Below are 25791 nucleotides of genomic sequence, written 5' to 3' on the forward strand. Positions count from 1 at the left end.
TTCAAACCATTAAATTTTAAAATTTCAACTTCAAACCACAACGGAAGTGCCTAAGCGCCTGGGGATACAGTCCTTTATAATAATAGACTTGATCTCCTTCTTTACCCAGATAAGGACTTGAATTTAAATCGAGCTCACCCTCATAACCCAACCTGGAGATCCATCCATGGCTGAAGAAATTTTCGTCCAAGAGATTATATACATCGGCCCAAAATTCAATTTGTGTGTGTTTAAACCCCTTGTATTCGAGCTTTAGACCAAAATTGAACAGATGGTAAGCCATCATTTTAGAAGAATTTTCTGAGTTATTGGTCAAATAAAAATCGGACAAATAATAATGTTGGCAATAGAAAGTCAAGGCTGATGAGCCTGAATCGATTAAATCAATTTTTTTACGGATTTCAGTCCAGGAGCTTACTGCAGGCTGATAGGCCAGTCGTGAATTCCTGTGTATGCTCGATATAAGGGAGCTCTCACTCCAATCGGCCGAATACTTCAGGTAAGATTCCCGCCATTCGGGGATATTTGAATTAGCATATGTACTGGAGTGACTCAGGGCGAATCCCGATCCTGCTTTCCATGTTCCTGAGAATTCAAGCCCATAATTTTGTACTTTTTCCAGATTTACAAACAGGGGTTCACCAACATCGCTCAATACCCCGGAAAGTCCTCTCATGGATGGATAATACATATAATATGCATTGAGGCTCAGTTCCAAACTCTCATGCAACCGGGAGTGACATCCTGCTTCAATATCCATTAATTTTTCAACGGCTTCGGATGCATCGCCAGCCAGAATATCTTCTCTGAAAGGTTCGCGCTGCATGTATCCGAAAGAGTAGAAAAAGCTAAACTTTTTGACCGGGCGGTGGCTTATAAAAATTTTAGGAGAAAGGTACTGATGCTTTATTTTTTGGCGAACGTCAGTAGCAAACTCCCTGGTTCCATTTATTTCATGAGTTACATATCTGTATATAATATCAAAATTAAATTCCCAATGGCTTTTGGGTTTCAATAGTATTTTAACGCCAGAGGATACATCAGATTTTTTTCCCTGATTCTTGTAGTAATTCGGCCGTATTAATTGGAATGAATCTACAATCACGTCTTTCACTTTTCCAAAATGTCTGCCTTTATAAAAACTCGTGCTGAACTCAGGTCTGATCTCCAGCATATTTGATGGTTTAATAAGTAAATCTGTTTTGTAGAAATAAAAATCGTTATCGAGCCATTTCTGTCTGATTAAATCAGCATATTCAGTACCAAAAGCATGAACGGCGTATTGGTTTAATGGAACCTGGGCTTTATAATTTTCGTAAAAACCTCTTCCCTGCGTGTAATTAAAGGTATTTGACCATATCCATTCCCGATGGAATTGCAATTGATAAAACATCTGAATGTGATCTTGTAAATAATCATCGATCTCATTTGGATAAGGACTGTCGGTTTTTTCCTGACCGGCAGCATTGTATTTGCGCAAACTGTCCACTTTAGAAAATTGATAGGGCAAACCAAACCAGGCCTGGTCTGTATTTTCAGATCCATGGATGTAATTGATCCTGAATGCACTTTTCTTCTTCAATATTCCACCGGAAAAAAATAAGGATTTAAGTCTTGAAGACGAACGATCGATATATCCGTCGGAATTTTGGGCCGACAAACCCAATTCAAAGTGAAATTTATTTTCGATCAATCCGGTATGTGCATGAGCCCTGTATTTTACAGTATTAAAAGAGCCATACTGCAATTCCAAATTTGCTCCGGAAGTAAATTTTATCTGGTTGGTTTGAATGTCTAAAGCTCCTCCAAATGATGGAGTTCCCGGCCTCCCCGGGACATTTCCGCGGATGAGTGAAATGTTTTCAGCAGCATTGAGGATATCGGGGATATCGACAAAATAACTCAAAGAAGATTCTGCATCTGTAAACGGAATTCCATTCAAGGTAACCTGAATATGGGACGGATCCAGCCCCCGGAATCGGATTCCGGTGTAGCCTATTCCATGGCCGGCATCTGAAGAAACCATAACTCCGGGTGCACCCATGAGGACATAAGGAATATCTTTATCCAAATAGAAGTCTCCCAAAGCTTTGGTGTTTAATTTATAAGCATTCGGGTACTCTGCAACATCGAGTTGGTATGATTTTATGAGCACTTCATCATAAGATATTCGCCGTTCCAGATGAATTTCAAGAATGCTGTCTTTCGCGGGGATGACCAGTGTTCTGTATTCAATATCATATAAATAGTCAATGGCCAAAGCGTATGTTCCTGCCGGTAAATTTTGAAAGCTGCAAAAACCCTTGTCGTCTGTTTTTAATTCGATATTGAGTTGGACGATCCGCGCCGAAACATTTTGAAAAGGCTTCTGCTCCAAATCAAGGATTCTTAAATCAAGCTGATGCTGTGAAAAACCAATAATTTGAAGACAGGTGCAAATGATTGAAATACCTAACCGGTACATAGTAAAAATAAAAAACAATAAAGAATAAGGGCAATCACACAAACTTCCCAGTCAGGCATTACCCTGTCAGGTTCATCGGGTTTGATCTCAGCCGGCAGAAGCTTATGCGGCACCCCGTTAACGGACGTAAAATTAATTGATTTTTTGTAATAAATTATCAATATACCACCGGGCATGAATAAACCTGTAAAACCCGTTTCCACTTAAAATATTAAAACGAACTTTTAAGTGTCGGATAGCCTCCAGGTATTTATAAAACAGATGAAAGCGGTCATCCCTCGATTCTCGCAACGGATCCCATATCCAAGGCGTGTCGGGATAACAAATAATATAATAGTCTGCTACATTTTCTTGCCACAGGGCAGCAAGCTCCTGATTTTTCGATTTATATTTTTCTTCGTACCAAATGTTGTAGGTCAAAAGATCCGTATCCCAGATTTGAATCCGGGAATTGAGCTCGTTCTGCTTTAACAATTTATTATGTTCCTCTGCCATTATTAACAAATCGTGTTGTTGGTATTTACCTTTGGTGTGATGCAGATAATCACGACTATATTCAGTAATCAATGTACCTTTGTAATGCATACTCAATTGCACAGCCAGGCTGGATTTGGCAGAAGATTCTGGCCCAGTTATTGCAATTTTTAAGGACATCATTTTTAAATGTCATTGTTAGTTAGAAGATATGCACGATATAGAACCTTTTTACCACTGGAAGGAAGTTTATGACAGTGCTGATGATCCGAATTCTCCATTTTATGGTAAATCGTACGACACTCTAAGGTATACAAATAAAATTTATAATTATTACATTCATCCATATTGGGATGAAATTGGATCGGAAACCTTATTTGTCAAATTACTTTACACAGATTATGAAGAAGGATATTGTATAATAGAATTAATGGGAGAATGGAATGACTGCATTTATAACGACATTATGTTTCTAAAAAGAAAATTGGCAGACCGGATGATCCAAAAAGGAATTTACCGGTTTATCCTCATGTGCGATCATGTATTTAATTTTCATGGATCAGATGATTGTTATTACGAAGAATGGAAGGAAGATATTCAGGAGGAAGGGGGCTATATTTGTATGTTAAATCTACAAACTCATATATTATCAGAATTAAAACAGTATGGATTGCAATTTCATGTTCAATACGGTAAAAATCTTCAGGATATAAACTGGCGTCGTATGGAGCCCGCAGTTTTAAAAGAATTTATAGAAAATAATATTTAATTTGGAAAGTCAATCAAAAGCCGGATTTGTCAATATTATTGGTTTGCCCAACAGTGGCAAATCAACATTGTTTAATGCTTTATTAAAAACCAAACTGGCTATTGTTACACACAAACCACAAACCACAAGACAAAGAGTGATAGGCATACTCAATCAAAATGACAGGCAGCTCATTTTATCGGACACTCCCGGTTGGATTGAAAAAACGAGTTACCCCTTGCACAAAATGATGAACATCCAAATTAAAAATGCAATGGAAGATGCAGAAACGCTCTTGCTGGTTGTAGATGCCTCCACACTCAGTCAGCTTCCGGATGATTTTTTACGTGGTATCAAGCAATCAGTGATCCCCTTCCATTTGTGTTTAAACAAGATGGACATTGTTCATCCCCAGGCTGAGCAACACTACCTCAACATATTAAACGAAGCCAACATTCCGATCAAATCCATTCATCGCATCCAGTCGAAAACAGCGACCGGCATTGAAGAAATGCTTGGACAACTTTTTGATGAATTGCCCGTGCATCCGCCGTATTACTACGAAGATATTTCAAGTGACCGTTCCGTAAGGTTTTTCATTTCTGAAATGATAAGGGAACAGATCCTGTTTTTATTCGATGCAGAAATACCCTATCATGTCTTTGTCGTTGTTGATTCTTGCAAAGGAGTAGATGAAGAAGCGGCAATGGCTCATATTTATGCTACGATTTATGTAGGCAAATCTTCACATGTCTCTATTCTTATTGGAAAGAACGGACAAAAACTAAAAGAACTGGGCATCCATTCGAGAAAAGAAATCGAATCGTTTCTTCAGCAAAAAGTATATTTAAATTTAAGTATAAAATTAAAAAAAGAATGGAGGGATAACTCCAACTTTATTCAGAAATCAGGAATTTTTCAATGAGTTTTACCGTAGCAATTGTAGGAAGGCCCAACGTAGGAAAATCGACATTTTTCAATAGGTTAATTGGCCGTAAAAAATCAATAGTCGACGACATTAGCGGTGTGACCCGCGATCGCATTTACGATGTATCCGACTGGAATGGAAAGACATTCACCGTTATAGATACAGGTGGATTTGTACCAGACAGTACCGATTTATTTGAATCCGGAATACGACGGCAAGTTGAAATTGCAATCGACGAAGCGCAATGCATCCTTTTTATGACGGATGCGACTACCGGCGTCACAGATCTGGATCAAAGCATGGCGCATTTGCTTCGTCAATGCACTAAAAAAGTATTTCTTGTAGTCAACAAAGTTGATAATCAGGAACGGGCGTTTATGGCTCATGAAATGTGGAGCCTGGGTTTTGAACAAATGTATACGATCTCTGCTATATCGGGCAGCGGTACCGGAGATCTTCTCGATGAAATCAGCAAACTCGTACCGGAAGAAGAAGTTATTGAAAGCAACCTGCCGAAATTCGCAATCATTGGACAACCTAATGTAGGCAAATCGAGTTTTTTAAATGCATTGCTCGATGAAGAACGAAACATCGTGACGGATATTGCCGGCACTACAAGAGATCCTATTCATACCCATTACAAAAAATTCGGAAAAGAATTCATCCTTGTGGATACAGCAGGGATTCGAAAAAAATCAAAAGTATCTGAAGATCTGGAATTTTATTCCGTCATTCGCGCAATTCGCGTAATTGAAGAATGCGATGTGTGTTACCTCATGATTGATGCCACATTAGGAATTGAAGCACAGGACATGGAATTGGTATCTATCGTTGTCAAAAGAAATAAAGGGCTCGTGATCCTCGTCAATAAATGGGATTTGGTGGCTAAAGAAACCAACACCATGAAACTATTTGAAACCCAAATCAAAGCTAAACTTGCACCATTTACGGATGTACCGGTACTATTCATTTCTGCAAAAGATAAACAGCGCATCTATCAGGCCATGGAAGCCGGTCTGGATGTGTTTGCTAATCTGAGGAGAGAGATCAAAACCTCGGAGTTAAACAATAAAATGCTGGAAGCTATTGGAAAAATACCACCACCCTCTTACAGAAATCACCTGATTAAGATCAAATACATCACACAAATATCCAAGCCATATCCGGCTTTTGCATTTTTTACCAATTATCCGGATCAAATAAAAGGATCCTACAAGCACTATCTGGAAAATCAAATGCGTTCCCTGTTTAATTTTACAGGTGCTCCAATTCGTTTGCTATTTAAGGAAAAATGAAATTTACATTTACAGAAACCGGTTTCGAAGGATTAATGATCATAGAGCCTCAGGTGTACTCGGATCAAAGAGGGTACTTTTTTGAATCGTTTAATTCAAAGGAATTTTTATTAAAAAAAGCAGATTATTTTTTTGTTCAGGACAATGAATCCGCTTCGCAATATGGGGTCATCCGGGGTTTGCATTTTCAGACTGGCAAAATGGAACAAGCTAAATTGGTACGGGTCATTCGGGGGGAAGTCATGGATGTAGTTTTGGATCTCCGGAAAGGCAGTGATACCTATTTGAAATGTTTTCAAATGATACTTTCTGATTCCAATAAGAAACAATTGCTTATTCCCGGAGGTTTTGCCCACGGTTTTGCTGTAAGGACAGAATTTGCAATCTTTTCATACAAATGCGACAATTACTATTCTCCTCCTCACGAAAGGGGGATCCATCCTTTGGATCCTTCGCTAAAAATTAACTGGGGGATTGAGCCCGATAAGATCGTTCTTTCAGAAAGAGATTCCAATTGGCCCGGCCTTGAAGAATACATCAAGGATGCCGATTAAAATTTTAGTAAACGGAGCTCATGGCCAGTTGGGACAAGAACTCAAGGCCATTGAGGAACAATATCCTCAGATTCATTTCAGCTTTTATACCAAAGAAGAATGGGATGTGTGTTCGGAAATTGATTCAGCAAACATCCTTGCGGATGCCAAAGCTCATTATCTGATCCATGCAGCAGCATATACCCGTGTTGACCAGGCAGAGACTCAGCGGGATGAATGTTTTAAAATTAATTGCCAGGCAGCCGAATCGATTGCTCGTTTTTGCTATCAACAGCATACCCGGATGATATATATCTCAAGTGATTATGTCTTTTTTAAAGATCAACCAGGATTGATATGCGAAGATGAACCAAAAAATCCCAAAGGAGTGTATGCAGAGTCAAAAAGCCAAGGCGAAGATCTTGTGCTTAAAACGCACCCGGAAAGTATAATTATTAGGACATCCTGGTTATACAGCAGTTTTGGTCATAATTTTGTCAAAACTATGTTGAATCTCGGCAAAAACAGGAATACCTTGAACATCGTAAACGATCAAACCGGAAGTCCGACATACGCGCGTAATCTTGCACATGCCTTAGCAAGTATAGCAACACAAACAGCAGGTAAATCGTTAAATCAATATCAGCGAATACTGCATTTTTCAGATGAAGGCACTTGTACCTGGCTGGAATTTGCTACTGAAATTTTTAAATACAAGAATATCCAAATGGAACTCAACGGAATCAGCACTGAGAAATACGGGGCTCCTGCACCAAGACCTCATTATAGCAGTCTCGATTGTTCTAGAATTGCCGAGCAATTTTTTGTATTTCCCAAAAACTGGAAAGTGGCATTACATGAATGTTTGGACTGCATATCAGATAACTATTGAATTGGTATTTATGCACCTGATTTACCGCCATATCCTGTTTTTAATGTTTTTAATTTTAATAGCATCGCCTTGTCGGGGTACGCACAACCGGGCAGGTGAAATAAGCTTCATTCAAATTTCTGATTTTAGCATACAGGCAACAATTACTACTTACACCAAAGCGAGCAGTACTGCCGCAGACAGGGATAGTCTGATCATCAGCTGGGGAGACGGAAGTTTCAGTACGGTACTCCGTTCAAATGGCTCGGGAGAGATTCTTTCGAACAACACCAAACGCAATTTTTATACTGCCACCCACACCTATCCGGGCAGAAGCACCTACAGAATAGGCGTCATGGATCCCAATCGCGTAGACAATATTTTGAATGTCGATCCACCCAACAGCGTGAATATTCCGTTTTACATTCAGACCACTGTTACGCTATTAAATTTGCAATTCCAATCGCCAAACAGATCTGTGCAGCTTTTGCAGGCACCCATAGACTTTGCCTGTGTCGGCGTTCCTTTTCAGCACAATCCAGCAGCATTTGATCCTGATGGCGATAGTTTGAGCTTTGAATTTACTGTTCCATTGATGGATCTCAACACCCCGGTTCCCAATTATACATTTCCAAATCAAATTAATCCAGGAATAAACAACGTCATTTCTTTAGATCCACAAAAAGGTACTTTTAATTGGGTAAGCCCGCAGAAAGCCGGTGAATACAACATTGCATTTATCATTCACGAGTATCGAAAAGGAGTAAAAATTGCAAGTACAATACGGGATATGCAAATATTTGTGAGACCCGATTGCAGCCAAAATAATCCCCCAAAAATCGCATCAATCACTGATACCTGCATTATCGCCGGAACTGTTTTGGAGTTAATGCTTCTCATATCAGACCCGGATACTTCAACACCAGGATCAAGAATAAAAGTTGAGGCAAGTGGTGCACCATTTTTCTCAAACCCAAAAATGATTATCTCGGCACCAAACGGATACCAGGACTCGCCATTCCCGGTGCAACTGAAATGGAATACCGATTGCTCACTGGTTAGAAAAGAATATTATACCATTGTAATAAAGGCAACAGACGACATCTTAGATACAACAGGCATATCTACATTACATACCATCCGAATAAAAATAAGTGGTCCTTCACCAGAAAATCTGCAAAGTTTTCCAGATTCAAAAGCGATGCAACTGACCTGGGCTCATCCCTACTTTTGCACTGATTTCAAGGATCACTTTAAAGGATTTTCGGTGTGGCGAAAAGAAGGATCGTTACCGCTTGGTTTGGACACTTGCAATCCGGGTTTACAAGGTTCCCAGTACACTCAAATTGCCTATTTGGTCAGTGACTTCGATGGGAACAATTACAAATACAAGGATACAACCCTCCTCGAAGGTAAATTTTATTGTTACCGAGTCCAAGCTGAATTTGCCATTACTAGTCAGGGAGGATTCCCTGTAAATTTTGTAAGCGGATTGCATTCCAACGAATCCTGTAACAGTTTACCACTGAATATTCCGGTACTTTTTAATGTGGATGTGGTTCGCACTGATATACAAAATGGCGAAATTTTTCTCAGGTGGACTAAACCCCTGTTATCAGAATTTGATACGACCCTGCACAAGCCTCCTTATAAAACCAGTATTTATTCCAAAACAAATCAAACAGCATTTTCAAAAATTGTCGGCAGCGAAAGTATTTATCAAAACTACAGCAGTATTGATGATACGACTTTTACTCATCAACAGCTAAATACTGCTGAAGAACAATACAGTTATTATGTCGAATTGATTTCAGCTACTCCAACATTGCATCTCTCCGATAGTGGAGATATGGTTCAGTTAAAAATAAACAGTTCAGATAAAAGTTTGGATCTGAGTTGGAAAGAATCAACACCCTGGACTAATTTCAGGTATGATATAATGTTGTATGATCCGGTAGGACAAAAATTTGACTCCATCGCATCGACAACATCAAAAAATTATAAAATTAAAAATCTTGTCAATGGCAATGAATATTGCACTTTGGTGAGGACATTTGGCGAATACGGCGTTTCGAGGTTTGAATCTCCATTAATCAATCACTCGAATATTGTGTGCGCGGTTCCCATAGATAATGTCGCTCCATGTTGCCCAGTCTTAAGAGTATCTGATCCCTGTAATGAAGATCCGCAACTTATGGGCAACAACATTATTAATACTTTGAGGTGGGACCCTCCTGAACCTTGCCCTGACAATGACATTGCAGGATTTAATCTTTACGGATATTATAGAAATAAGATACACTTTATCGCAAACATTGGCGATCCTCAAACGCGTGCTTTTGAGCACACTGTTATCGATAGCATTCCAGAATGTTATCTGTTACGATCGTATGATCAGGCAGGAAATGAATGTGTGGATGCAGACTCCGTTTGCATCAATTATTGTCCGGTATACAACTTACCCAATACATTTACACCCAACAATGATGGCCACAATGATCTGTTTAAACCTTACGCCTACAGATTCGTCGATCAAATTGATTTTAAAGTTTTCAACCGTTGGGGGAATCTGATTTTTGAAACAAAAAATCCCGAAATATTATGGAATGGCAACACAACCTCCGGCAACAAAGTGCCAGACGGAACTTATTACTACACGTGTTCCATTTTGTATTCAGGAATCATTCATCAATTAAATCCGGCAAGTCAAATCAATGGATTCATTGAATTGCGTCGAGGAACAAATTAATAATCATATGTTTACCGGAATTGTTGAAACAGTCGGCATCGTAAAAGCGATAGAGAAAAAAGGCAAAAACCTACAATTTCAAATTGTTTCAAATATTTCTTCCAAATTAAATACCGATCAAAGCGTATCGCACAATGGGGTCTGTCTTACTGTCACTCATAAAACCAAGACTAGTCATTTTGTGACAGCAATAAATGAAACTTTAAATAAAACGAACCTCGGCAATCTGACCATAGGAAGCAAATTGAATTTGGAAAGGGCGCTTAAAATTAATCAGAGACTTGATGGCCATTTAGTTAGCGGACATATTGATAAAACAACGAGCCTCCTAAAAAGAGAATCCCGCGATGGAAGTTATTTATTGCATTTTAAAATAGACAAGAAAGATCAGATGTACCTGATTCCACATGGATCTATTACAATCAATGGCATCAGTCTGACGATTGCCAAGTTGAAAAAAAAGTCCTTCGTCGTGGCCATCATTCCTTATACCTGGGACCATACGAATCTGAAAGAATTAAATATTGGCGATGAAGTCAATATTGAATTTGACTTATTGGGGAAGTACATACTCCGATCTCAAAAAATAATAGGATAAAAAAAAGGGCCTCAATTGAAGCCCTCTATAAATTTTACTCTGCAATCTCCGGAGTTTTTTCACCGGTCCTGACAAAAAGGTCTTTAAACCTTTTGAGGCCTGTACCTGCAGGAATCTTTTTCCCGATGATCACATTCTCCTTTAAGCCCGAAAGGTCATCGCTTTTTGCAGCCATGGCTGCAGAGCTGAGTACCTTGGTTGTCTCCTGGAATGATGCTGCTGAGATCCAGCTGCTCGTTCCCAAGGAAGCCCTTGTGATCCCGAGTAACAAAGGACTTGCAGTGGCTGGTGTAGCGTCTCTGACCTCGACCAGTTTTTTGTCATTTCGCTTTAAAAATGAATTTTCTTCGCGAAGCTGACGGATATTAATTAACTGACCAGGTTTTAATTTACCAGAATCTCCACTCTCAGTAACTACTTTTTTATCAAAGATTTCGTCATTAGCTTCAATGAAATCCCAACGGTCTACAGGTTCTCCTTCGAGCAAAGTGGTATCACCCGGATCTTCGATTTGAACCCACCTCATCATTTGACGAACGATAACTTCAATATGCTTGTCGTTGATATTAATACCCTGAGAACGATATACCTCTTGAACTCCATTCACCAGATGCGATTGCACAGCAAACAAACCTTTGATCATCATGATATCGCGAGGTGCTATGTTTCCATCAGACAATGGCGTACCTGCTCTTACGAAATCGCCTTCCTGAACAAGAATGTGCTTTGACAATCCAATAAGATATTTCCGGCGTTGAGCTGTTCTTTCGTCTTCGACGAAGATCTCGCGGTTACCCCTTTTAATTTTTCCATAAAATACAATTCCGTCAATCTCAGAAACAACAGCCGGATTTGAAGGATTTCTCGCTTCAAATAATTCCGTAACACGAGGAAGACCTCCCGTAATGTCAGATACTTTGCTCACATTACGTGGCATTTTTCCAATAATCTGGCCTGAATTGACTTCCGAATTATCATCAACAGCAATGTAAGCACCCACAGGCAATGAATAATTCTTCAATTCTTCGCCAGCAGCATTTACAATGGCTATAGAAGGAATCTTTTTCTTGTTCTTGGATTCAATAATAACCTTTTCAGAATATCCGGTCTGGTCATCTCGTTCCATGCGATAGGTAACACCTTCTTCGATAGAATCGTATTTGATGATCCCTGAAAATTCGGATATGATCAATGCGTTGAAAGGGTCCCAGTTACATATCAGATCGCCTTTCACAACAGCCTGCCCTTCTTTTACATAGAGTGCTGAGCCGTATGGGATATGCATGCTGGTTAGCATTTTCTTTGAATCGCTGTCCAATATTCTCATTTCACCTGAGCGGGAAAGAACGATCATGGATTTATTTCCCTCCTGAATGAAATGCGATGTTTTTAATCCATCGTATTCGATAATTCCATCAAATTTTGAAGTGATTTCAGATTCGGCTTTCGAAACGGCAGCCACACCACCCACGTGAAATGTACGAAGAGTCAACTGAGTTCCTGGTTCGCCAATACTCTGTGCAGCAATAATTCCTACTGCATCTCCTTCCTCTGCAATCCTTCCCGAAGCTAGATTTTTCCCATAACACTTATTGCATACTCCTGTTCGAGACTCACATGTGAGTACCGATCTGATCGTAACCATTTCAATACCCAATTCTTCAATGAGGTTTGCAACTTTATCGTTTATATAATCACCTGCCGATAAAATGATTTCATCGGTATTCGGATTTACAATATCATGGAGTGTAAATCGACCAACAATTCTGGAAGATAAATTCTCAATTACTTTGTCATTATCGATCAATGCGGTAGTTTCTATTCCTCTTAAAGTGTTGCAATCCTCTTCAGAAACTACAACATCCTGAGCCACATCAACAAGACGTCTGGTCAGATAACCTGCATCAGCTGTTTTCAAAGCGGTATCGGCCAAACCTTTTCTCGCACCGTGTGTGGAAATAAAATATTCCAAAACGCTCAAACCATCCTGAAAGTTTGACAAGATTGGGTTTTCGATAATGGCACTTCCTGTATCTCCTGACTTCCTTGGCTTCGCCATCAAACCTCTCAATCCACACAACTGCTTGATCTGTTGCTTGGAACCTCTCGCGCCGGAATGCAACATCATGTATACAGAATTAAACCCACCTTTATGCGTGGCTAATTCCTTCATGAGATTGTCGGTGATTCTGTTATCTGCATAAGTCCAACGGTCAATGATCTGGTTGTATCTCTCATTATTGGTTATAAGACCCATATTATAACTGTCCCAGATTTCATCCACTTCCCTTTGTGCATCATCCAGAGTTTTCTGTTTAATCGATGGTGTGATCAAATCTCCAAGATTGAAAGAAAGTCCTGCTTTGAATGCCCAATAGAAACCTAAGTCTTTGATATCATCTAAAAATTTAGCAGTCACCTGGAAGTTGGTCCGTTGGATGATCATACCAATGATCATCTTCAGGTTTTTCTTTGTCAACAGTTCATTTACATAAGGTACTGTTTCAGGTACAGCTTCATTAAACAAGACCCTACCAACTGTTGTCTTAATAACTTTCCATGTCATTTCTCCGGACTCTGTTTCAACTTTTGCTCTTACCCGAACCGGCTCGTGAAGGTCAATTACCTTTTCGCTAAAAGCGATCAATACCTCTTCTTTATCGTAGTAAATTCTTTCTTTAACTTCTATATCGGTCACGCGTTCTTTAGTCAGGTAGTACAAGCCCAAAACCATGTCCTGAGATGGAAGCGTAACTGGCGAACCATCCTGTGGGTTCAACATGTTGTGACTAGCCAACATTAATAATTGCGCTTCAAGTATAGATGCATTTGCCAATGGAACGTGTACGGCCATCTGGTCACCATCAAAGTCGGCGTTGAAAGCACCACAAACCAAAGGATGCAATTGAATTGCCTTCCCTTCGATCAATACAGGTTGAAATGCCTGAATGGATAATCTGTGAAGTGTGGGAGCCCGGTTTAACAACACCGGATGCCCTCTCAGAATATTTTCCAGAATGTCCCAAATGACGGGATCTTTCCGATCGACTAGTTTTTTTGCGGATTTGACAGTCTTAACTACACCTCTTTCAATCAATTTTCTGATGATAAAAGGTTTAAAAAGTTCAGCGGCCATGTTTTTTGGCAAACCACATTCGTGTAATTTCAAAGTTGGGCCCACAACAATGACAGAACGACCACTGTAATCAACCCTTTTTCCAAGAAGATTCTGACGGAACCTTCCTTGTTTTCCTTTGAGAATATCGCTGAGTGATTTAAGAGCACGTCCACCTTCTGCTTTTACAGCGTTGGATTTTCTCGAATTATCAAATAAAGAATCTACAGCTTCCTGCAGCATTCTTTTCTCATTTCTTAAAATTACTTCCGGAGCTTTTATTTCCAATAATCGTTTCAAACGATTGTTGCGAATGATGACACGGCGATATAAATCATTGAGGTCAGAACTTGCAAATCGTCCACCATCCAAAGGAACCAATGGCCTTAGTTCAGGCGGGATAACCGGTAAATACTGAATGATCATCCATTCCGGTTTGTTATTTTTTGTATTCAAACCTTCTCTGAAAGCTTCAGCGACCCGAAGCCTCTTCAGCGCTTCAGATTTTCTTTGTTGGGAAGATTCATTTGATGCCTGATGTCTCAACTCAAAAGAAAGATCATCGAGATTCAATCTGGTAAGAAGATCAAAAATGGCTTCAGCACCCATTTTTGCAACAAACTTATTTGGATCTTTATCGTCGAGCAACTGATTTTCTTTTGGCAAGCTTTCCAGAATGTCCAGGTATTCTTCTTCAGTAATCAAATCCAAATAACCCGATCCATTCGCTTCAGCCACGCCAGGTTGAATAACAACAAATCGTTCATAATAAATAATGGATTCCAATTTCTTTGAGGAAAGACCCAACAGGTATCCAATTTTATTCGGAAGACTTTTGAAAAACCAGATATGAACAACAGGCACAACGAGTTTTATGTGACCCATTCTTTCGCGTCTTACTTTTTTCTCTGTCACTTCCACTCCACAGCGGTCACACACGATACCCCGGTAACGAATGCGTTTGTATTTTCCACAATAGCACTCGTAATCTTTTACAGGTCCAAAAATACGTTCACAAAATAAACCATCTCTTTCGGGCTTATACGAACGGTAATTTATCGTTTCAGGTTTCAATACTTCGCCAAATGAGCGCTCCAATATATCATCCGGAGAACTCAGGCTAATGGTGATTTTATCGAATTCCTGATCCTGTTTTATGGTTTTATTTTTAAAGTTCATATTTCTGATTATTAAGGGAATTATTCGAATTTAACATCCAGACACAAGCCTCTCAATTCGTGAATCAATACGTTGAACGACTCCGGAATATTGGGCTCAGGAAGATTATCGCCTTTCACAATGGCTTCATATGTTTTTGCACGACCGATGATATCATCTGACTTAATGGTCAATAACTCTCTTAAAATATTGGATGCACCAAATGCTTCCAATGCCCAAACTTCCATTTCTCCAAATCGCTGACCTCCGAACTGTGCTTTACCACCCAAAGGTTGCTGTGTAATCAATGAATAAGGACCAATTGATCTTGCGTGCATCTTGTCATCTACCATGTGCGATAGTTTCAACATATAGATAACGCCTACAGTTGCCTGCTGGTGGAAGCGGTCTCCTGTTTCTCCATCAGTTAAGTAAGTCTGTCCGTAAAGTGGTAAATCTGCTTTCTTGATCTCCTCTTCAATATCGTGTATGGTTGCTCCATCGAAAATTGGCGTTGCATAATGGAATCCCATTCTTTTTCCAGCCCAACCCAGAACCGTTTCGAAAATCTGTCCCAGATTCATCCTCGATGGTACTCCCAATGGATTTAATACGATATCAACAGGCGATCCATCTTCGAGGAATGGCATGTCTTCTACGCGTACTATCCTCGAAACGATACCCTTATTACCATGTCGCCCGGCTAATTTATCGCCAACTTTAAGTTTCCGCTTTTTAGCAATGTAAACTTTAGCCAACTTCAATACCCCGGCTGGCAATTCATCTCCGATGCTGATGTTAAACTTTTCACGTTTGTATTTTCCGACTTCTTCGTTGACTTTAATGTTGTAGTTATGCAATAACCTACTAACCAAGGTATTTTTTTCAGTATCCTTGGTCCAATTGAAATAATCCACTTTCGTAAAATCCAACTTTTTCAATAAAGCATTTGTGTATTTACTTCCTTTTGCAATGAGCTCTTCACCATAAATACTTTTAACGCCGGTTGACAGTTGGTCTTTTACAATCTTCACCAGTTTATCGATGAGTACCGTTTTCAATTCATTCAGGATGACGTCGTGTTTATCATCGAGTCGGGTCAACAAATCTTTTTCCTGAACCTTTTGGAATTTATCCTTTTTAGCACGTGCATAAAGTTGCTTATCAATTACAACTCCTTCTACTGATGGTGGAACTTTAAGTGAAGCATCTTTTACATCTCCAGCTTTATCACCAAAGATGGCGCGTAATAATTTTTCTTCAGGAGTCGGATCTGTTTCCCCTTTTGGAGTAATTTTTCCGATAAGGATATCTCCTTCTTCGACATTTGCACCAATTCTTATGATCCCGTTTTCATCGAGATCCTTGGTTGCTTCTTCACTCACATTAGGGATATCATTGGTCAATTCTTCTTCTCCAAGTTTTGTATCGCGCACTTCCAATTCAAAACTTTCAATATGTATCGAGGTAAAAATATCTTCCTGGATAACGCGTTCAGAAATTACAATCGCATCTTCAAAATTATAACCTTTCCAGGGCATAAATGCCACCTGGAGATTTTGTCCCAAAGCCAATTCTCCATTTTCTGTTGCATAACCATCGGATAGAATAGTACCCAGAGCCACGCGTTCTCCCTTTTTAACCAATGGCTTGAGGTTGATGCAAGTAGCCTGGTTGGTACGCGCGAATTTGGTCAAATGGTATTCTTTGAAACTATCTTCAAATGAAATCAGATTGTCTTCTGAATTTCTGTCGTATTTGATCACAATTTTATTCGCGTCAGCGTATTCAACAACACCATCTCCTTCTGCTGTAATCAGCATCCGGGAATCATGGGCTACCTTCGCTTCGAGTCCGGTACCAACGATAGGTGCATGAGGCCTGATCAAAGGAACAGCCTGCCGTTGCATGTTAGAGCCCATCAAAGCACGATTCGCATCATCGTTTTCGAGAAATGGGATCAATGATGCTGATACACCAACGATCTGGTTGGGAGCAACGTCCATGAAATGAAGTTCCTCTTTATCCAACACCGGAAATTCCCCGTGCTCTCTTCCTTTTACTTTGGCTATTTGAAAATCACCCTTTTTATCTACAGGTACATTTGCCTGCGCAATTCGAGCGTAGTCTTCTTCTTCTGCAGATAAATATTGGATGCCATTCTTTACACTTACTTTACCGGAATCAATTTTCCAGTAAGGGGTTTCAAGAAATCCCATGCTGTTGATTTTTGCATGGACACAAAGTGTAGAGATCAAACCAATATTTGGTCCTTCAGGAGTTTCAATAGTACATAACCTTCCATAGTGGGAATAGTGAACGTCTCTGACTTCAAATCCTGCACGCTCCCGGGATAAACCTCCGGGACCTAAAGCTGAAATTCTTCGCTTGTGAGTGATTTCTGACAAGGGATTTGTCTGATCCAAGAATTGAGAAAGCTGGCTGGTACCGAAAAAAGAATTGATGACCGACGAAAGTGTACGGGCATTGATCAGATCGATTGGAGTAAATACCTCGTTGTCCCTAACGTTCATTCGTTCTCTGATCGTTCTCGCCATTCTTGCCAAACCAACTCCAAACTGCGCATATAACTGCTCTCCTACGGTGCGAACCCTTCTGTTGCTGAGATGATCGATATCATCGAGTTCCGCTTTTTGATTAATGAGCGAAATCAGATATTTGACGATCTCGGTAATGTCTTCTTTGGTAAGAACCAGTGTTTCGTCAGACGTATTGAGATTGAGTTTTTTATTTATTTTGTAACGGCCTACATCTCCAAGGTTATACCTTTTATCGGAGAAGAATAATTTATCGATAATCCCACGGGCCGTATCATCATCCGGTGGATCTGAACCTCTCAGCTGACGATAAATGTGTATAACCGCTTCCATTTCAGAACTCGATGGATCCTTTTGAAGCGTGTTGTAAATAATAGAATAGTCTTCAGTAATATCTTCTCTTTGCAGAATGATGGTATCTACGTTGGCATCTGCAATGTGCTTGATATTTTCTTCATCCAGGATGGTATCCCTTTCGAGAATAATTTCATTTCGCTCTACAGTGACCAATTCACCGGTATCTTCATCGACAAAGTCTTCCGTCCATCTTCTCAGAACCCTTGCAGCTAATTTCCGTCCGATAGCTTTTTTCAGATCTTTCTGAGTTGACTTTATTTCCTCTGAAAGATTAAACAAGTTCAGAATGTCTTTGTCTGAAGTATATCCGATGGCTCTTAACAAAGTAGTTACCGGAAATTTCTTTTTCCTGTCGATGTAAGCATACATCACCAGGTTAATATCGGTGGCAAACTCCATCCACGCCCCTTTGAAAGGGATCACCCTTGCAGAGAATATTTTTGTTCCGTTGGGATGGAAAGTCTGACTATAGAATACTCCCGGGGATCTGTGTAATTGAGATACGACAACGCGTTCTGCTCCATTGATCACAAAAGTTCCTTTCGGAGTCATGTAAGGAATATTTCCCAGAAATACATCCTGTTCAATGGTTTTAAAATCGACGTGTTCTTCATCGTTACAAGAAAGACGCAATCTGGCTTTGAGCGGTACAGAGAAAGTCAAACCTCTTTGTACACATTCGTCAATTGAGTAGCGCGGTGGATCAACGTAGTAATCCAAAAATTCGAGAACGAAAATATTCCTGGCATCAGAAATAGGAAAATTCTCTTTAAACACCTTAAAGAGTCCTTCATTGATCCTTTTATCAGGTGTTGTTTCCAATTGGAAAAACTCCTTAAAGGATTTAATTTGTATTTCAAGAAAATCCGGATATGGCACTTGCAAGACTGCTCTTCCGAAATTATGCCGTGTTCTCAACTGTGATTTGGTTTCAACTGAAGCCATTATGGTTATTTTTAATTAAAATCCAGAACCTTATCAATAAAAAACAAGAGATGGCCAGGATCACAAAATTAATTATGACCCGGGCCATTATTTTATGTATACCTTTTTTCGTTCAAAGGTGTACGCTGATCAACCAATGTAAAAATTATTTTACTTCGATTTCCGCACCAGCTGCTGTAAGTGTATCTTTCAAAGAATTCGCTTCTTCTTTAGACACACCTTGCTTCAATACAGATGGAGCTCCATCTACGAGGTCTTTAGCCTCTTTCAAACCAAGGTTCAACAAGTTTTTAACTTCTTTAATAACGTTGAGCTTATTGGCTCCACCTGAAGTTAATACTACGTCAAATTCAGTCTTTTCAGCGGCTGCAGGGGCTGCTCCACCGGCAGGTCCGGCAGCTACTGCTACTGCTGCTGCAGCTGGTTCAATTCCGTACTTGTCTTTAAGCACAGAAGCCAGCTCCGTTACTTCCTTGATTGTTAGATTTACCAGCTGATCTGCTAATGCATTTACATCTACCATGATTTAATTGTTTTCGTTGTTAATAAAATTTATGCGTTAAATACTTGGAAGCCTTATTAATTATGGTTCTTTTAAGAACCTGCTCTTTCTTCGAGAGCTTTTACAATACCAGCGATCTTTTGTCCACCACTCTTCAATGCACCAATTACATTCTTTGCAGGTGATTGCAGCAACATGATGATATCTCCAACCAGTTCATCCTTGGATTTCAATGCCACCAGAACATCCAATTGATCGTCACCGCTAAAAATTGCGCTATCGATGTATGCTGCTTTTACCAGAGGTCTGTCGGCGGTTTCGCGAAATTCCTTGATCAACCGCGCAGGTGCAGAAGGATTGTCTGTAAACATCAAGGATGATGGTCCTTCAAATGCGTTGTATAAGGGCTCATATCCTTCATTTTCCAAACTCTTCAGTGCTTTCACAGCAAGCGTATTTTTCACGACTTTCATTTCAATACCTTGTTCAAAGCATTTTCTCCGGAGATTGTTAACCTGCTCAACAGTTAGTGTGGATGAATCAGTCACATAAAAAAACTGTGCGTTTGCAAACCGTTCTTTTAATTCCTGTATCGCCGTTGTTTTATCTTGTTTTGTCATTTTTTTAAATTTATGGACATGTAAATTAATTCGCTACTTTCGTATCCAACTTAATTCCCGGACTCATGGTTGAAGCCATGGAAATGGATTTGAAATAAGCGCCTTTAGCTGAAGAAGGTTTGAGTTTACTGATGGCATGAATGAGTTCAATGCTGTTCTCTTTCAACTTCTGAGCTGTAAATGAAACCCTCCCAATGGAAGCGTGGATGATTCCGAATTTATCGACCCTGAAAGCTATTTTACCACCTTTTACATCATTAATTGCAGAGGCGAGGTCCATGGTAACGGTTCCGGTTTTTGGATTGGGCATTAAACCTCTTGGACCCAGGATCTTTCCTACTTTTCCCAACTGTGCCATGACGGTAGGCATTGCAATAATAATATCAATGTCAGCCCAACCGCCTGCAATTTTTTGAATGTATTCATCCAATCCTACATGATCTGCTCCCGCAGCTCTTGCTTCTTCTTCTTTATCGGGTGTACACAGCACCAATACGCGTTTGGTTTTACCAGTTCCATTGGGCAGGGTGACCGTGCCGCGTATGGCCTGATCTGGTTTTCTGGGATCCACCCCCAACCGGATATGTAAATCTACTGAGGAATCAAACTTAGTTGTATTGACTTCTCTGACCAGGGTGCATGCTTCATCCAAATTGTAGAACTTCTTTGGATCTACTTTGTCGTTAACTGCTTTTCTCTTTTTAGTAAGCTCTGCCATGTTTTAAAATTTTTAGGTAATGACGTTCCGAATTTTATTTCGAAACTCCCTTATGATAATAATTATTTATTTTCTATGACCACGGGGCATCCCCAGTGACCGTTAAGCCCATACTTCTTGCTGTACCTGCAACCATCTTCATTGCAGATTCCATGGTAAATGCATTCAAATCGGGCATTTTATCCTTGGCAATGGTTTCAATTTGAGACCAGCTTACCGAACCCACTTTTTTACGGTTCGGTTCTGGCGATCCCCCTTTTATTTTTGCAGCTTCAATTAATTGAACAGCAGCCGGTGGCGTTTTAACTACAAATTCAAATGACTTATCCTTGTACAGCGTAATCAAAACCGGTAATAGTTTACCGGGTTGATCTTGTGTCTTAGCATTAAATCTCTTGCAAAACTCCATGATGTTGATCCCCTTTGAACCCAAGGCCGGACCAACAGGAGGAGCAGGATTTGCTTGTCCACCTTTTACCTGTAACTTTATATAACCTTCAATTTCCTTTGCCATAATTTCTTAATTAATTCGTTTTTTCAACTTGCATGAAATTCAATTCGACTTCCGTGCCTCTTCCAAATATTTTTACGATGACCTTTAATTTCTTCTTTTCTTCATTTACTTCCTTGATGTCTCCCACAAACTCGTTGAACGGACCATCAATGATTTTCACTGTTTCTCCAACGATAAATGGTTCGATCATGGTTTCACCTACCTGCTGAGATTCATCAACTTTACCCAACATCCTATTGGCTTCAACCTGAGTCATTGGAATCGGATTGTTCTTCCCGAGAAAATGAATGATGTCGGGCATATTGGTAATATGCTGAACAATTTCGCCGGATAGCTTAGCCGGAATAGCTTCGACTAATAAATACCCGGGGAGAATATTCCTTTCCAGAATGACCTTTTTACCATTTCTGATTTTATATACTTTCTCGGATGGGACTATTACCTGTGTAATAAAATCAGACCATCCGGATCTATTTATTTCCATTTCGAGACGTTCGCGGATTTTCTTTTCCTTTCCGCTAATCACCCGAAGAGAATACCACCTTTTTTCTTCACTCATTTTGGTGGCATTACAGACTATAGACAAAGTTCAATACCTGATTCACGATAAAATCCATCCCAAACACCATAAGGCTTAATAACAATGCCGAAAAAACAACCACTTTAGCACTATCGACCAAATTTTCCCTGGTTGGCCAGGTCACTTTATCAATGAGCTCGTGGTAGCTTTCTTTTAAGTATAAAACGAATTTATCCATATTTTTTAGCCTTTGCACGGGCAGAAGGACTTGAACCCTCAGCCTACGGTTTTGGAGACCGTCGCTCTGCCAGTTGAGCTATGCCCGTTTGTTCCCGATGGCTTAAATTTATTTCAAACCATCGGGGACGTGAATTATCTTATTTAATCTAATATTTCAGTTACCTGACCAGCTCCAACTGTACGGCCACCTTCGCGAATCGCAAAACGCAAACCTTTTTCCATAGCGATTGGGTTGATCAATGTCACTTCCAAAGAAATATTATCACCTGGCATAACCATTTCAACTCCATCCGGTAACAAACACTCTCCAGTTACATCGGTTGTTCTGAAATAGAACTGAGGTCTGTATCCTTTAAAGAACGGAGTGTGACGACCACCTTCGTCTTTGGAAAGTACGTACACCTCACACTTAAATTTCATGTGTGGTTTAACTGAACCTGGCGCACATATAACCATACCTCTCCGGATGTCATCTTTTTCAATACCTCTCAACAACAATCCTGCATTATCACCAGCTTCACCACGATCCAATAATTTACGGAACATCTCTACACCGGTAATTGTAGATGTCAGTGCTTTTTCTCCAGGAGCCTGCATTCCAATGATCTCAACACCTTCTCCAACTTTGATAATACCTCTTTCAATTCTTCCGGTGGCAACTGTTCCACGACCTGTAATTGAGAATACGTCTTCAACAGGCATCAGGAATGGCTGGTCGACCAGACGAACTGGTTCCGGGATGTCCTTATCAACTGCTTCCATCAAATCCATGATCGCTTGCTTTCCGCCTTCTTCACCTTCCAGTGCTTTCAATGCAGAACCTTTAATAACTGATGCATTGTCGCCATCGAATTGATATTTACTTAAAAGCTCGCGTACTTCCATTTCTACCAGATCCAACATCTCAGCATCGTCCACGAGATCAACTTTATTCATGAAAACAACAATTTTAGGAACACCTACCTGTCTGGCAAGAAGAATGTGTTCTCTTGTTTGAGGCATTGGACCATCTGTTGCAGCAACTACGAGGATAGCTCCGTCCATCTGAGCAGCACCTGTAACCATGTTTTTTACATAGTCAGCGTGACCCGGACAATCGACGTGCGCATAATGCCGGTTGACTGTTTCGTACTCGACGTGAGCCGTATTGATGGTAATACCCCTTTCCTTTTCTTCAGGAGCATTATCAATAGAATCGTAATCTTTCTTTTGAGCAAGACCCTTTTCTGCCAAAACCATAGTGATTGCAGAAGTCAGAGTTGTTTTACCATGGTCAACGTGACCGATTGTACCGATGTTGACGTGCGGTTTTGACCGATTAAATGTTTCCTTTGCCATTGTTGACTGTTTTTACTTTTATGTTAAATAAGATAATTTTATCTTTTGAGCCAATGAAGGGAATTGAACCCTTGACCCCTTCCTTACCATGGAAGTGCTCTACCCCTGAGCTACATTGGCTGGAAATAGCAGGATCAGGTTCCTTCTCCTTCTGCACTTTTATTTCTTTTTCCGTCGGACACTTTTGCCTGACTCCATTTAGTTGATTACAACCCGTATCCCTTGTCACATCGTTTTTCTATACTTTTAGGTATACAAAACGCACTTAAATTGAGCGGGAGACGAGACTCGAACCCGCGACCCTTAGCTTGGAAGGCTAATGCTCTACCAACTGAGCTACTCCCGCAATTCGGTGTGAGTGTGAGTGTGGGTGTGGGTGTGTAATTTTGTTGGATAGATTTATCGTTATAATTCTATTTATATTTTTTGACGCAAGGGTTTGAAATTCAACTGATTAGAAATATTTTTTTAACTCTTCCTCAATAAACATGATCCCATTTCCACTCTCCTCACTCATGGAACACGCTCTTGACTTACACTCCAACTCACGCACACTCCAACTCACGCACACTCCAACTCACGCACACTCCAACTCACTCACACTCCAACTCACTCACACTCCAACACACCCACACTCACACTCACACTCACACTGAATTGTGGGGGTGATTGGATTCGAACCCATTCAGTCAAAGACACCAGATTTACAGTCTGGCCCGGCTCTCCCACTCCGGCGCACCCCCATCAAGAACTGAGCCAGTGGACGGATTCGAACCCCCGACCAGCTGATTACAAGTCAGCTGCTCTACCAACTGAGCTACACTGGCTTCTGTTTATTAAAAGGCATACGATTATACCCTCCAAAAAAGAGATTGCAAAGATATAACTATTTGAAAAAATGGATTAAAAAAAATTACAAGTATTTGTTAATCGAAAAATAGAATCATAAATACTTGATTATCTGTATTTTAGTTCACTTTTTTCGACACGTGGCTATTTGCTCAATGCTTCCTTTGGATTTTGGTTTTATACTTTGTCCATTGAGTTTTCAAAGTCCCCAGTGCGTCTCTGAGTGCTTCTTCGAATGACTTCCTTGTGGATTTGGCGATCAGTGGGTGACCCGGAATATGTATAATAAGTTCTACAACTTTATCCTGAATCTGACCCGTTTTCTCCAGTTTCAGGATAACCTTTGCTTCAACTTGGTCTTGTCCTAATATCTTTCCAAACTTATTCATTTTCTCTTCAATGAACTGAACCAGTTTAGTGTCCGCATCAAAATGAATCGATTGAATCCTTGTCATCATGTTTCTCATTTTTAGTTAATAAATACAAATGCTACAATATTGAATCAGAAATTGTTCACTCTGCTTTCGGGTGACTCTTGCTGTAAGCTTCTTTTAATTGGCTTATGGAGTTATGCATGTAAATTTGGGTTGCCGAAAGATTTGCATGCCCGAGTAAACTTTTGACAGCATTGATATCTGCTCCGGCATCTGCTAAATGGGTAGCAAAAGAATGTCTCAAGACATGCGGGCTTTTTCTGGAAATACTGGTCTTATTCTGAAGCCAGTTTCGGACTATCAAATAAACCATTTTGGGGTATAACTGTTTACCGTTTTTCAACAAGAAAAAATTTTGCAAATCCAGGCAATTAACTTCCTCTCTATATTTTAAATAACGATATAATACCTCTTTAAGTTCTTCACCAAAAGGAATAATCCTTTCCTTTCCACCCTTCCCTAATACTTTGAGTTCTCTGTAGTTCAAATCGACATCCGAATTCTTTAAATGAATCAATTCAGACCGCCGAAGGCCAAGTTCGTATAAGCAACGGATCACTGCAAATTTTAAAATGAGATCACCTTCATCCTTATCTGCAGGCAACGCCTTAAGCTCCTCCAACTCATGAGTCCTAACAACCAAGGGTAGTCTTTTTTTAACTTTAGGTAAAATCAACCTGGCAGCTGGATTTGTTTTCAGACCTTTTCTCTTTTTCAAAAACTTATAAAATGCATTCAGCGAAGAAATTTTCCGTCGAATCGTTCGGGGATCTCTGTTTTTCTTGTGCAGATCAACGACCCATGCCCGCAATTGGACAAATCCGGCATCTTCGGGAAGTACCGCATTGAAATGAATTTCTAAAAACTGGATAAACTGTTGAATGTCAGCTATATATGCTTGCAGGGTGTGCGTCGAATATCGCTTTTCCGACTTGAGGTAAGTCTCGTAAATTAAAACAGTATCCATCGATCAGCAAAGCTAATCAATGAATAATGAATAATTTAAATATAACAAAAATAATTTATATGTATTTGGCAATATATTCCTGGCGGTATACCGCTTTAAGAATTTCAGACCTGCGCTCTACGGATGGTTTTGTAAAGTGTTTGCGTTTGCGCAACTGGCGTAAGGTTTGGGACTGCTCAAATTTCTTTTTATACTTTTTGAGAGCCCTATCGATTGATTCCATTTCTTTTACGTCGATAATGAGCATATTTTCTTGTTTGGACCGCAAATTTACGATTAATTTTATAAAAGCAAAA

General features: G+C 39.9%; 21 protein-coding genes, 5 tRNA genes and 1 riboswitch. Of the genes, 7 read left to right on the top strand and 19 right to left on the bottom strand.

What is annotated here, in order from left to right; all coding sequences use genetic code 11:
- Positions 1-16 precede the first annotated feature (16 nt).
- Together IPM34_09920 and IPM34_09925 are read right to left on the bottom strand one after the other, a co-directional pair.
- Positions 17-2464 (bottom strand): TonB-dependent receptor, encoded by a 2448-nt coding sequence (locus tag IPM34_09920; GenBank protein ID MBK8955862.1) that lies wholly within the window; start codon positions 2462-2464, stop codon positions 17-19.
- A gap of 26 nt (positions 2465-2490) precedes the next feature.
- A riboswitch (TPP riboswitch) is annotated at positions 2491-2591 on the bottom strand.
- Positions 2592-2596: 5 nt separating this feature from the next.
- Complete coding sequence (locus tag IPM34_09925; protein ID MBK8955863.1) at positions 2597-3121, bottom strand: ATP-binding protein; 525 nt, start codon at positions 3119-3121, stop codon at positions 2597-2599.
- 28 nt (positions 3122-3149) lie between these two features.
- On the opposite strand from IPM34_09925, the gene IPM34_09930 reads away from it, so the two are divergent.
- Genes IPM34_09930 through IPM34_09960 form a run of 7 tightly spaced genes read left to right on the top strand, consistent with a single transcriptional unit; the run spans position 3150 to position 10660 of the window.
- Positions 3150-3707 carry a hypothetical protein gene (locus IPM34_09930; protein ID MBK8955864.1) on the top strand — a complete coding sequence of 186 codons (558 nt, stop codon included), beginning with the start codon at positions 3150-3152 and terminating at the stop codon, positions 3705-3707.
- Position 3708: 1 nt separating this feature from the next.
- A complete protein-coding gene (era, locus tag IPM34_09935) occupies positions 3709-4611 on the top strand; it encodes a GTPase Era (protein MBK8955865.1) in 903 nt (300 codons plus the stop codon).
- Positions 4608-5909 carry a ribosome biogenesis GTPase Der gene (gene der, locus IPM34_09940; GenBank protein MBK8955866.1) on the top strand — a complete coding sequence of 434 codons (1302 nt, stop codon included), beginning with the start codon at positions 4608-4610 and terminating at the stop codon, positions 5907-5909. The genes era and der overlap by 4 nt, the downstream gene beginning before the upstream one ends.
- A complete protein-coding gene (gene rfbC / locus IPM34_09945) occupies positions 5906-6463 on the top strand; it encodes a dTDP-4-dehydrorhamnose 3,5-epimerase (protein ID MBK8955867.1) in 558 nt (185 codons plus the stop codon). The genes der and rfbC overlap by 4 nt, the downstream gene beginning before the upstream one ends.
- On the top strand, positions 6453-7334 hold the full coding sequence (rfbD, locus tag IPM34_09950; protein MBK8955868.1) for a dTDP-4-dehydrorhamnose reductase: 882 nt from the start codon (positions 6453-6455) through the stop codon (positions 7332-7334). Before rfbC ends, rfbD begins: the two co-directional genes overlap by 11 nt.
- A 10-nt stretch (positions 7335-7344) precedes the next feature.
- The gene (locus IPM34_09955) at positions 7345-10062 is read left to right on the top strand and encodes a gliding motility-associated C-terminal domain-containing protein (protein ID MBK8955869.1); all 2718 of its coding nucleotides are present in this window, start codon (positions 7345-7347) and stop codon (positions 10060-10062) included.
- A gap of 7 nt (positions 10063-10069) precedes the next feature.
- Positions 10070-10660 carry a riboflavin synthase gene (locus IPM34_09960; protein MBK8955870.1) on the top strand — a complete coding sequence of 197 codons (591 nt, stop codon included), beginning with the start codon at positions 10070-10072 and terminating at the stop codon, positions 10658-10660.
- A 34-nt stretch (positions 10661-10694) separates the two neighbouring features.
- Here IPM34_09960 and rpoC read toward each other — a convergent pair whose 3' ends face one another.
- The 17 genes from rpoC to IPM34_10045 form a co-directional block, all read right to left on the bottom strand.
- Entirely contained in the window at positions 10695-14954 is a 4260-nt protein-coding gene (gene rpoC / locus IPM34_09965) for a DNA-directed RNA polymerase subunit beta' (GenBank protein ID MBK8955871.1), read from the bottom strand.
- Between the two features lie 20 nt (positions 14955-14974).
- Complete coding sequence (rpoB, locus tag IPM34_09970) at positions 14975-18793, bottom strand: DNA-directed RNA polymerase subunit beta (GenBank protein MBK8955872.1); 3819 nt, start codon at positions 18791-18793, stop codon at positions 14975-14977.
- Positions 18794-18938: 145 nt separating this feature from the next.
- Complete coding sequence (rplL, locus tag IPM34_09975; GenBank protein MBK8955873.1) at positions 18939-19316, bottom strand: 50S ribosomal protein L7/L12; 378 nt, start codon at positions 19314-19316, stop codon at positions 18939-18941.
- 71 nt (positions 19317-19387) lie between these two features.
- Complete coding sequence (locus IPM34_09980) at positions 19388-19915, bottom strand: 50S ribosomal protein L10 (protein ID MBK8955874.1); 528 nt, start codon at positions 19913-19915, stop codon at positions 19388-19390.
- A gap of 25 nt (positions 19916-19940) precedes the next feature.
- Entirely contained in the window at positions 19941-20633 is a 693-nt protein-coding gene (locus tag IPM34_09985; protein ID MBK8955875.1) for a 50S ribosomal protein L1, read from the bottom strand.
- A gap of 73 nt (positions 20634-20706) precedes the next feature.
- Positions 20707-21147, bottom strand: a complete 441-nt coding sequence (gene rplK, locus IPM34_09990; protein ID MBK8955876.1) for a 50S ribosomal protein L11 — start codon at positions 21145-21147, stop codon at positions 20707-20709.
- Positions 21148-21157: 10 nt separating this feature from the next.
- The gene (nusG, locus tag IPM34_09995; protein ID MBK8955877.1) at positions 21158-21706 is read right to left on the bottom strand and encodes a transcription termination/antitermination factor NusG; all 549 of its coding nucleotides are present in this window, start codon (positions 21704-21706) and stop codon (positions 21158-21160) included.
- A gap of 10 nt (positions 21707-21716) precedes the next feature.
- Positions 21717-21905: a preprotein translocase subunit SecE gene (gene secE, locus IPM34_10000; protein MBK8955878.1), complete on the bottom strand. Its 189-nt coding sequence runs from the start codon at positions 21903-21905 to the stop codon at positions 21717-21719.
- A 15-nt stretch (positions 21906-21920) separates the two neighbouring features.
- A tRNA-Trp gene (locus tag IPM34_10005) sits at positions 21921-21993 on the bottom strand.
- 55 nt (positions 21994-22048) lie between these two features.
- Positions 22049-23245 (bottom strand): elongation factor Tu, encoded by a 1197-nt coding sequence (tuf, locus tag IPM34_10010; GenBank protein MBK8955879.1) that lies wholly within the window; start codon positions 23243-23245, stop codon positions 22049-22051.
- A 48-nt stretch (positions 23246-23293) separates the two neighbouring features.
- Positions 23294-23365 (bottom strand) — tRNA-Thr (locus IPM34_10015).
- 153 nt (positions 23366-23518) lie between these two features.
- Positions 23519-23591 (bottom strand) — tRNA-Gly (locus tag IPM34_10020).
- A 314-nt stretch (positions 23592-23905) separates the two neighbouring features.
- A tRNA-Tyr gene (locus IPM34_10025) sits at positions 23906-23988 on the bottom strand.
- Between the two features lie 11 nt (positions 23989-23999).
- A tRNA-Thr gene (locus tag IPM34_10030) sits at positions 24000-24072 on the bottom strand.
- A gap of 174 nt (positions 24073-24246) precedes the next feature.
- The gene (locus IPM34_10035) at positions 24247-24552 is read right to left on the bottom strand and encodes an HPF/RaiA family ribosome-associated protein (GenBank protein ID MBK8955880.1); all 306 of its coding nucleotides are present in this window, start codon (positions 24550-24552) and stop codon (positions 24247-24249) included.
- Between the two features lie 55 nt (positions 24553-24607).
- A complete protein-coding gene (locus tag IPM34_10040) occupies positions 24608-25495 on the bottom strand; it encodes a tyrosine-type recombinase/integrase (GenBank protein MBK8955881.1) in 888 nt (295 codons plus the stop codon).
- A 55-nt stretch (positions 25496-25550) separates the two neighbouring features.
- Positions 25551-25742 (bottom strand): 30S ribosomal protein S21, encoded by a 192-nt coding sequence (locus IPM34_10045; GenBank protein MBK8955882.1) that lies wholly within the window; start codon positions 25740-25742, stop codon positions 25551-25553.
- Between the last annotated feature and the right edge of the window lie 49 nt (positions 25743-25791).

This window comes from Saprospiraceae bacterium, from assembly GCA_016716185.1.
GTDB lineage: Bacteria > Bacteroidota > Bacteroidia > Chitinophagales > Saprospiraceae > Vicinibacter.

Coding starts and splice junctions, on each gene's coding strand:
- IPM34_09920 (MBK8955862.1), bottom strand. CDS start 2,464: ATGTACCGGTTAGGTATTTCAATCATTTGCACCTGTCTTCAAATTATT.
- IPM34_09925 (MBK8955863.1), bottom strand. CDS start 3,121: ATGATGTCCTTAAAAATTGCAATAACTGGGCCAGAATCTTCTGCCAAA.
- IPM34_09930 (MBK8955864.1), top strand. CDS start 3,150: ATGCACGATATAGAACCTTTTTACCACTGGAAGGAAGTTTATGACAGT.
- der (MBK8955866.1), top strand. CDS start 4,608: ATGAGTTTTACCGTAGCAATTGTAGGAAGGCCCAACGTAGGAAAATCG.
- rfbC (MBK8955867.1), top strand. CDS start 5,906: ATGAAATTTACATTTACAGAAACCGGTTTCGAAGGATTAATGATCATA.
- rfbD (MBK8955868.1), top strand. CDS start 6,453: ATGCCGATTAAAATTTTAGTAAACGGAGCTCATGGCCAGTTGGGACAA.
- IPM34_09955 (MBK8955869.1), top strand. CDS start 7,345: ATGCACCTGATTTACCGCCATATCCTGTTTTTAATGTTTTTAATTTTA.
- IPM34_09960 (MBK8955870.1), top strand. CDS start 10,070: ATGTTTACCGGAATTGTTGAAACAGTCGGCATCGTAAAAGCGATAGAG.
- rpoC (MBK8955871.1), bottom strand. CDS start 14,954: ATGAACTTTAAAAATAAAACCATAAAACAGGATCAGGAATTCGATAAA.
- rpoB (MBK8955872.1), bottom strand. CDS start 18,793: ATGGCTTCAGTTGAAACCAAATCACAGTTGAGAACACGGCATAATTTC.
- rplL (MBK8955873.1), bottom strand. CDS start 19,316: ATGGTAGATGTAAATGCATTAGCAGATCAGCTGGTAAATCTAACAATC.
- IPM34_09980 (MBK8955874.1), bottom strand. CDS start 19,915: ATGACAAAACAAGATAAAACAACGGCGATACAGGAATTAAAAGAACGG.
- IPM34_09985 (MBK8955875.1), bottom strand. CDS start 20,633: ATGGCAGAGCTTACTAAAAAGAGAAAAGCAGTTAACGACAAAGTAGAT.
- rplK (MBK8955876.1), bottom strand. CDS start 21,147: ATGGCAAAGGAAATTGAAGGTTATATAAAGTTACAGGTAAAAGGTGGA.
- nusG (MBK8955877.1), bottom strand. CDS start 21,706: ATGAGTGAAGAAAAAAGGTGGTATTCTCTTCGGGTGATTAGCGGAAAG.
- secE (MBK8955878.1), bottom strand. CDS start 21,905: ATGGATAAATTCGTTTTATACTTAAAAGAAAGCTACCACGAGCTCATT.
- tuf (MBK8955879.1), bottom strand. CDS start 23,245: ATGGCAAAGGAAACATTTAATCGGTCAAAACCGCACGTCAACATCGGT.
- IPM34_10035 (MBK8955880.1), bottom strand. CDS start 24,552: ATGATGACAAGGATTCAATCGATTCATTTTGATGCGGACACTAAACTG.
- IPM34_10040 (MBK8955881.1), bottom strand. CDS start 25,495: ATGGATACTGTTTTAATTTACGAGACTTACCTCAAGTCGGAAAAGCGA.
- IPM34_10045 (MBK8955882.1), bottom strand. CDS start 25,742: ATGCTCATTATCGACGTAAAAGAAATGGAATCAATCGATAGGGCTCTC.